Raw genomic sequence first — 6,067 nt, 5'->3', positions numbered from 1 at the left:
CCGGTCATCCCAACAGCAGGATCGACGACCTTCTCCCCTGGAACTTCCAGCCCTCGTCAAGCTGACGGCAGCAGGGCGCCCTCGAACCGCTTACGGACAACTACCGGGTCTACGGCGTGCGCAAGGTCTGGCGGCAACTGAGGCGCGAAGGCTTCGACGTCGCCCGCTGCACCGTGGCGCGTCTGATGAAGGACCTGGGGCTCAAGGGCGTGATCCGCGGGAAGCCGCACAGGACCACGGTCCAGGACAAGGCCGCCCCATGCCCGCTGGACCGGGTGAACCGGCAGTTCCGGGTTCCGGCCCCGAACATGTTGTGGGTCAGCGATTTCACATACGTCGCCACCTGGCAGGGCTTCGTGCACGTCGCCTTCGTGATCGACGCCTTCGCTCGACGGATCGTGGGGTGGCGCGTCAGCCGCACGGCGCACGCGGGCTTCGTGCTGGATGCCCTGGAACAGGCCGTCCATCAGAGGCGGCCGGGCGCGGGGCTGGTTCACCACTCGGACCGGGGATCGCAATATCTGTCCATCCGCTACACCGAACGCCTGGCGGAGGTGGGCATCGAACCTTCGGTCGGCAGCGTCGGCGACAGCTACGACAACGCCCTCGCCGAGACCATCAACGGCCTGTTCAAGGCGGAGGTCATCCACCGGCGCGGGCCGTGGCGCAGCTCCGAGGCCGTGGAGTTCGCCACCCTCGAATGGGTCGACTGGTTCAACAACCGCCCCCTGCTCGAGCCAATCGGCAACGTGCCGCCCGCTGAAGCCGAAGCCGCATTCTACGACGCGCTGGAAACGCATGATGTCGCCGCGTAGCTAAAGAACATCAGCCTCCGGGAAACCCGGCGCGGTTCAAGGCGCTGTCCGTCGGTCTCAGGACAAAAAAGCAAGGGTCCGCTTGACCTTCCACCAGGGGGAAGCCCCATATGCTTTTACAAGACACCAATATCGGACGTTCACCCGATCGCGAACGCGTTTCGGTGGAACTGCGACCCACGACAGGATAAGTAGTCCTTCATGAAGTTCATCGCTCGCCTGATGCTTGCTGCCTTCCTCGCCGCTTTCGCGCCGAGCGCGGTCGCGTTTGCAGCAGACTCAGGCGAGATGGCCGCCGCCATGGTTCTCTCCGACGATGCGATGGAGATCTCGGACTGCGCCACCCCCTGCGGCGATCTCGACGCAGGCGGATCGGCGGCAGTTTGTGACATCGAGTGCGGCGTGGGCAGTTTCGCCGCGGTGCTTGCGCCAGAGGCGCAAGGTGCCTCTCCCGCTCCGCGGATGCTTCTCAGCCTACCGATAACGCAGATCTCTGGCGGTTTGGCCACCCCCCCCGCCAAGCAACCGCCACGAGCCCTCATCTGATCTGACGCGCCGGCGCGAGCCGGGGCATCACGCTATGCATCGAGGCGGCTTCTGCCTCGATACGTAGCTCTCGCCGCCGCATGGCGCTGTTTCGGCGCCCGCGGAGGACCCAGATCCGATGAGGAATTCTCATGTCCCGCAAATCACTACCGGCGCTCTCGCGTCGCATGTTTCTCGTACTCTCAGGCATCGCAGCCGCAGCTCTTGCCCTACCGCACGGAGTCCTTGCTGCTGAACCGGAATATCCGGCAGTGTCTGCCGTCGCATTCGACGGCGACTCCCTGCTCGCAGGCGGCGCGAACCTGGTCCGCAGCGATGACGGCGGACAGTCCTGGACGGAGCTGTCGACTCCTGGCCCCATTCAGGCACTCGCGACGCATTCCGAGCGGCCGGGCCGGGTTCTGGCCGGTCTCGCATCTGGTGGTGTCGCTTTGTCAGAAGACGGCGGACGCACGTGGGAGATCCGCTCCGACGGGCTACCCGAAGGCGAAGTCGACGCCGTGGCGGTCGCGTCCGGTCAGCCCGATATGGTCTACGCCACGGTCCGTGACGACGGGCTGTGGAAGAGCGAGGATGCCGGCCAGAGCTGGAGCTTCGCGATGGACCGCCCGTGGCTCGAGGAGACCGAGCGCGACCTCCTGACGCTCGCCTCTGTCGATCTTGAGACGGGCATGGGCGGCATCTGGATCTATGCCGGCACCGAGGCGGGCCTGACCCGCGTCCCCGACTGTTTCTGCCGCTGGCAGGACGTTCAGCCGGGCAACGCGATGGACGCTCTTGTTGCCGGCGATGCGCCACCGTCCGAGGCACCGCTGCCAGCGGGCGAAGCGGTGCGCGGCCTGGCCAGCGCGCCGTCTGCGCCCGATACGCTCTATTCGGCCCTTCCGTCAGGCATCTGGACGTCCCGTGACGGGGGCGTGGTCTGGTTGCACCTGATGGACGGGTCCGCCTCTGCCGTCGCCGTGCATCCGTCCGACCCCATGCAGGTGGTCGCGGTGCTCGACGGCTCTCTGCAAATCAGCCGCGACGGCGGCGCAACCTGGGCCGCGCTCGCGGTCGAATGATGGAGCATCCCATGAAAAAGAACCTTGCCTTCGCTTCGCTCGCTGTCCTCGCCGTCGCAGGCGCCGTCTCCTTCACCACGCTGTCCGCCGCGCAAGGTACGGAGGAACAAACCGCCGCCGCCGGCGCAGAGCACGCCGTTGCGGTCGATCCCTCCAAGGAGATCACGATCTGGCGCGATCCGAACTGCGGATGCTGCGATGCCTACGCCGACTATCTCGAGGGCGAAGGTTACCAGGTGACCCGCATCGATGATCGGGACTTTGCCACGACTTCGGTGTCGGTTGGCGTCCCGGAGGAAGGCCTCGGCTGCCATCTCGCGAAGATCGACGGTTACTATGTCAGCGGTCTCGTGCCGGCGGAGATCCTCGAGCGGCTGGTGACCGAGCGCCCGGAGATCGACGGCATCACGCTGCCCGGAATGCCGCGGAACGCGCCGGGCATGGCGGGCAAGAGCGGCACGCTCAAGACCTACGCCTTCGATGATGGCGCGGTCAGCGTCTATTCCAATGAGTGAGTGCATGATGGGAATGATGAACGGGCCCATGATGGGCCTCATGATGCTCGGCGGGGGCCTGGTTCTGCTGCTCGTTCTGGCGGTGCTGGTCCTCAGCCTCGTGGCGCTGGTGAAGTACGTCCGGAGGGCCGGATGAAGCGCGGCGGTATCATCCTCGCGGGCGCGGCTGCTGCCGGGGTGGCAGCCCTTGCCGCGGTCGCGCAGCAAGAGAACGGCGACGCTCCCGCCGATGGCGTGACGTTCCGGGGCGAGCCCGTGGCAGCCGAAGAGATCGCCGTCGGCCGCGAACTCTACGCCGAGACCTGCGCGTCCTGCCATGGCGCAGACCTTGAGGGACAGGCGGATTGGAAGCGGCGGCTTGATTCCGGCCGGATGCCGGCCCCGCCGCATGACGAGACGGGGCACACCTGGCACCACTCGGATCAGGACCTGTTCGCGATCACCAAGGGTGGCGTCGAGGCAGTCGTGCCCGATTACGAGAGCGACATGCCAGCCTTTGACGGCATCCTGAGCGACGAGGAGATCGAGGCGGTTCTCGGCTACATCAAGAGCACCTGGCCCGAGCGCCAGCGAGCCTTCCAGGCCGAGATCACGGCGAACGATGAAGAAGGATCGTGAGCGTCGACGGTAAAGCTGGTGTGGCAAGGACACGGGGGCGGCTGCTGGTCTTCCTCCCGCTGGCAGTATTCGCCGGCCTCGGGGCGGCCTTCTACTGGGGGCTCTGGAACAACGACGACCGGCTTCCCTCGCCCCTGGTCGGCAAGGCGATCCCTGCGTTCGAGCTGCCGCCGATCGAGGGGAGGAATGACGGCCTGTCTTCGGCGGATCTGCGCAGCCAGGTCTCCATCGTGAACGTCTGGGCGTTCTGGTGCGTGCCCTGCCGGGTCGAGATGCCTCTGCTCAACAAGTTGGCCCGGGACAGTACGGTGCCGATCTACGGGATCAACTATAAGGATGACGCCGACGAGGCATTGGCCTTTCTGGACGAACTCGGCGATCCCTACACCCGGATTGGCGCCGACCGATCCGGCCGCGTCGCGATCGACTGGGGGGTCTACGGCCTTCCCGAGACCTTTGTCATCGATGCCGAAGGGCGCATCGCCTACAAGCATGTCGGCCCCTTCGACCGCCGCTCTCTGGAAGAGGACATTCTTCCCGTCGTGCGGCAGTTGCAGGCGGAGGTTAGATCGTGAAGCGGCGTAATTTCCTCGCTGGTGCTGCGGCCCTCGCCGCCACGCCCGCTGCGGCCCGTCCGTTGCTGCCGCTGCACGACGCGCCGCGCAGGTTGCTCTCGCCACCCTTCGTCGACGGAGGCGGACGGGAGCTGACACTGGAGGCCTTCCGCGGCCGAGTCGTGCTCCTGAACATGTGGGCGACCTGGTGCCCGCCCTGCCGGGAGGAGATGCCGACGCTCGACCGCCTGCAGGCGAGACTCGGCGGCGATGACTTTCATGTTCTGCCGCTCTCGATCGATCGCGCGGGGCTCGACCCCGTGCGACGCTTCTACGACGAGATCGGGATCCGGTACCTCGACATGTATCTGGCCGAAGACCTGCGGGCGATGCTCGCATTCGGCGCCGTCGGCCTGCCCACCACCATCCTCATCAATCGCGCCGGCCAGGAGCTCGGCCGACTCGTGGGGCCGGCCGAGTGGGACAGTCCCCGCGCCGTCTCACTATTCCAGTCCGTCATCTCACAAGGGAGAAACTGAGCCATGACAGAAACATCGACCGACACCGCCGCTCTGGCGGCCACTGCGCGCCCTTCGGGGCTTCGCATCCCCTTTGGCCGGCGCGACCTCATCCTTTCCGCCATGGCAGCAATCGCCGCGGGCTCCTGGCTGAACTGGGGCTGGCTCACCGCCATCGGCGCCGCCCCGTTGATCCTGAGCCTCGCGCCCTGCGCCGTGATGTGCGGGCTGGGCATATGCTGCATGAAGAGCGGCTCGAAATCTTGCGGAAGCAAGAGCAATCCGGCCGGAGAGCCGGAATCCATGAGTGACTGAAGAGAAACCGAAAGGAGACGACCATGAAAACGACAAAAATCGGAATCCCCGCAGCCGCACTGGCGGCGCTTCTGGCAACGGCCGCCGTTGCGCAAGAGGCTGGCGACACGGCGCCCGATCAGTCGATGCAGAACCAGGACCCCATGTCCGGAAAAATGATGGGCGGTGACATGTCCGGCATGGAAGGCATGCACGGTATGATGCAGATGATGGCGAAGATGGAGCCGATGATGGAAGCCTGCATGGAGATGATGCGGGCCGCCAACGAGACCGAGGCGCCTGCCGCAGAGCCGCAGGAAGGCTGAGGCCGCACACCCGCCCGGGCACGCCCGGGCGGGTGACACCATAGAGTGGGAAAAATGACTGAACACCCGAGAGCCCATCATCTACAGAATAACCGCCTGATAGCCTGGGCCGGCTCGGCCGCCATAGTGCTTGCGGTTGGAGGTGCGCTGATCTGGCGCGCCAACACACCGCAGGCTACACCCGAAGTGGCCTTTGTCGGCGAGGCCGACATCCGATCCAAGTTCTCGCTGACCGACCACATGGTGGAGTGCGCCCCTCGGAGTGGGCAGGTCGGCCGGGTCTGAATTGACCGGGGGCGGGCTTTCCGATGAGGAAGGTCCATGCCGAGGAAGAAGCACAAGCCCGAGGAGATCGTCGGCGTCATTCGGGCCCGCGCAAGAATGCTCTTGACCTTCCAGCAGGGGGAACCCCTATCTGCTGCCTCGTGTCCATCGTCGCCCGCCTCGTCTTGGTTCTGTCGATCGTCGCCGCGCTCTGCGCGGGCGGCGTGTCGGGCGTATCTGCGCATGACGCGGCGGCCAGAGCGTCGGCGGCCGAGCGGATGGCGCACGCGGGTCATCACATGATCCCCGAGGGCGGCGTCTGCGACATGTCGATCGCCCATTGCGCGACGGCGCTGCCGCCGGGCCAGACCGTCCAGGGCTTCGAACCGGCGCCCTGTCCGATCCGGCACCCCTCCGCATCGACCGAGCTGGCGCAGCTCGCGACGCCCGAGCTCGAGACGCCCCCTCCGCGAAGCTGAACGACCGAACGCTCTTTCCAGGGTTTTCGTCACCGACCTTCATCTTCAAAGAGGACACCATGCTGAAATCCAAC

The 6,067-nt window shown here is 66.0% G+C and carries 9 protein-coding genes and 1 pseudogene; all 10 read left to right on the top strand.

Annotated elements, in window-relative coordinates:
- A pseudogene (locus BM064_RS25965) lies at positions 1–815 on the top strand (IS3 family transposase); the annotation flags it as partial.
- Between the two features lie 201 nt (positions 816–1,016).
- Positions 1,017–1,361, top strand: coding sequence for a hypothetical protein (locus tag BM064_RS25960; RefSeq protein ID WP_092866304.1), 345 nt, complete (start codon positions 1,017–1,019; stop codon positions 1,359–1,361).
- Between the two features lie 131 nt (positions 1,362–1,492).
- Positions 1,493–2,425, top strand: coding sequence for a beta propeller repeat protein (locus BM064_RS25955; protein WP_245779305.1), 933 nt, complete (start codon positions 1,493–1,495; stop codon positions 2,423–2,425).
- An 11-nt stretch (positions 2,426–2,436) separates the two neighbouring features.
- Positions 2,437–2,940, top strand: a complete 504-nt coding sequence (locus tag BM064_RS25950) for a DUF411 domain-containing protein (protein ID WP_092866302.1) — start codon at positions 2,437–2,439, stop codon at positions 2,938–2,940.
- A gap of 132 nt (positions 2,941–3,072) precedes the next feature.
- Positions 3,073–3,558, top strand: coding sequence for a c-type cytochrome (locus BM064_RS25945; protein ID WP_092866299.1), 486 nt, complete (start codon positions 3,073–3,075; stop codon positions 3,556–3,558).
- On the top strand, positions 3,555–4,133 hold the full coding sequence (locus BM064_RS25940; RefSeq protein WP_245779304.1) for a DsbE family thiol:disulfide interchange protein: 579 nt from the start codon (positions 3,555–3,557) through the stop codon (positions 4,131–4,133). The genes BM064_RS25945 and BM064_RS25940 overlap by 4 nt, the downstream gene beginning before the upstream one ends.
- Entirely contained in the window at positions 4,130–4,651 is a 522-nt protein-coding gene (locus BM064_RS25935) for a TlpA family protein disulfide reductase (RefSeq protein ID WP_092866296.1), read from the top strand. The genes BM064_RS25940 and BM064_RS25935 overlap by 4 nt, the downstream gene beginning before the upstream one ends.
- 3 nt (positions 4,652–4,654) lie before the next feature.
- The gene (locus tag BM064_RS25930; protein WP_245779303.1) at positions 4,655–4,945 is read left to right on the top strand and encodes a hypothetical protein; all 291 of its coding nucleotides are present in this window, start codon (positions 4,655–4,657) and stop codon (positions 4,943–4,945) included.
- A 23-nt stretch (positions 4,946–4,968) separates the two neighbouring features.
- The gene (locus BM064_RS25925) at positions 4,969–5,250 is read left to right on the top strand and encodes a hypothetical protein (RefSeq protein ID WP_092866293.1); all 282 of its coding nucleotides are present in this window, start codon (positions 4,969–4,971) and stop codon (positions 5,248–5,250) included.
- A gap of 308 nt (positions 5,251–5,558) precedes the next feature.
- Positions 5,559–5,993 (top strand): hypothetical protein, encoded by a 435-nt coding sequence (locus tag BM064_RS25920; protein WP_143103474.1) that lies wholly within the window; start codon positions 5,559–5,561, stop codon positions 5,991–5,993.
- The last annotated feature ends 74 nt before the right edge of the window (positions 5,994–6,067 follow it).

The sequence above is a fragment of the Albimonas pacifica genome, from assembly GCF_900113695.1.
GTDB lineage: Bacteria > Pseudomonadota > Alphaproteobacteria > Rhodobacterales > Rhodobacteraceae > Albimonas > Albimonas pacifica.
The sequence above is the reverse complement of the archived record's forward strand: the minus strand, read 5'-3'. Positions and strand labels throughout refer to the sequence as shown.

Coding starts and splice junctions, on each gene's coding strand:
- BM064_RS25955 (WP_245779305.1), top strand. CDS start 1,493: ATGTCCCGCAAATCACTACCGGCGCTCTCGCGTCGCATGTTTCTCGTA.
- BM064_RS25930 (WP_245779303.1), top strand. CDS start 4,655: ATGACAGAAACATCGACCGACACCGCCGCTCTGGCGGCCACTGCGCGC.
- BM064_RS25950 (WP_092866302.1), top strand. CDS start 2,437: ATGAAAAAGAACCTTGCCTTCGCTTCGCTCGCTGTCCTCGCCGTCGCA.
- BM064_RS25945 (WP_092866299.1), top strand. CDS start 3,073: ATGAAGCGCGGCGGTATCATCCTCGCGGGCGCGGCTGCTGCCGGGGTG.
- BM064_RS25920 (WP_143103474.1), top strand. CDS start 5,559: ATGAGGAAGGTCCATGCCGAGGAAGAAGCACAAGCCCGAGGAGATCGT.
- BM064_RS25925 (WP_092866293.1), top strand. CDS start 4,969: ATGAAAACGACAAAAATCGGAATCCCCGCAGCCGCACTGGCGGCGCTT.
- BM064_RS25960 (WP_092866304.1), top strand. CDS start 1,017: ATGAAGTTCATCGCTCGCCTGATGCTTGCTGCCTTCCTCGCCGCTTTC.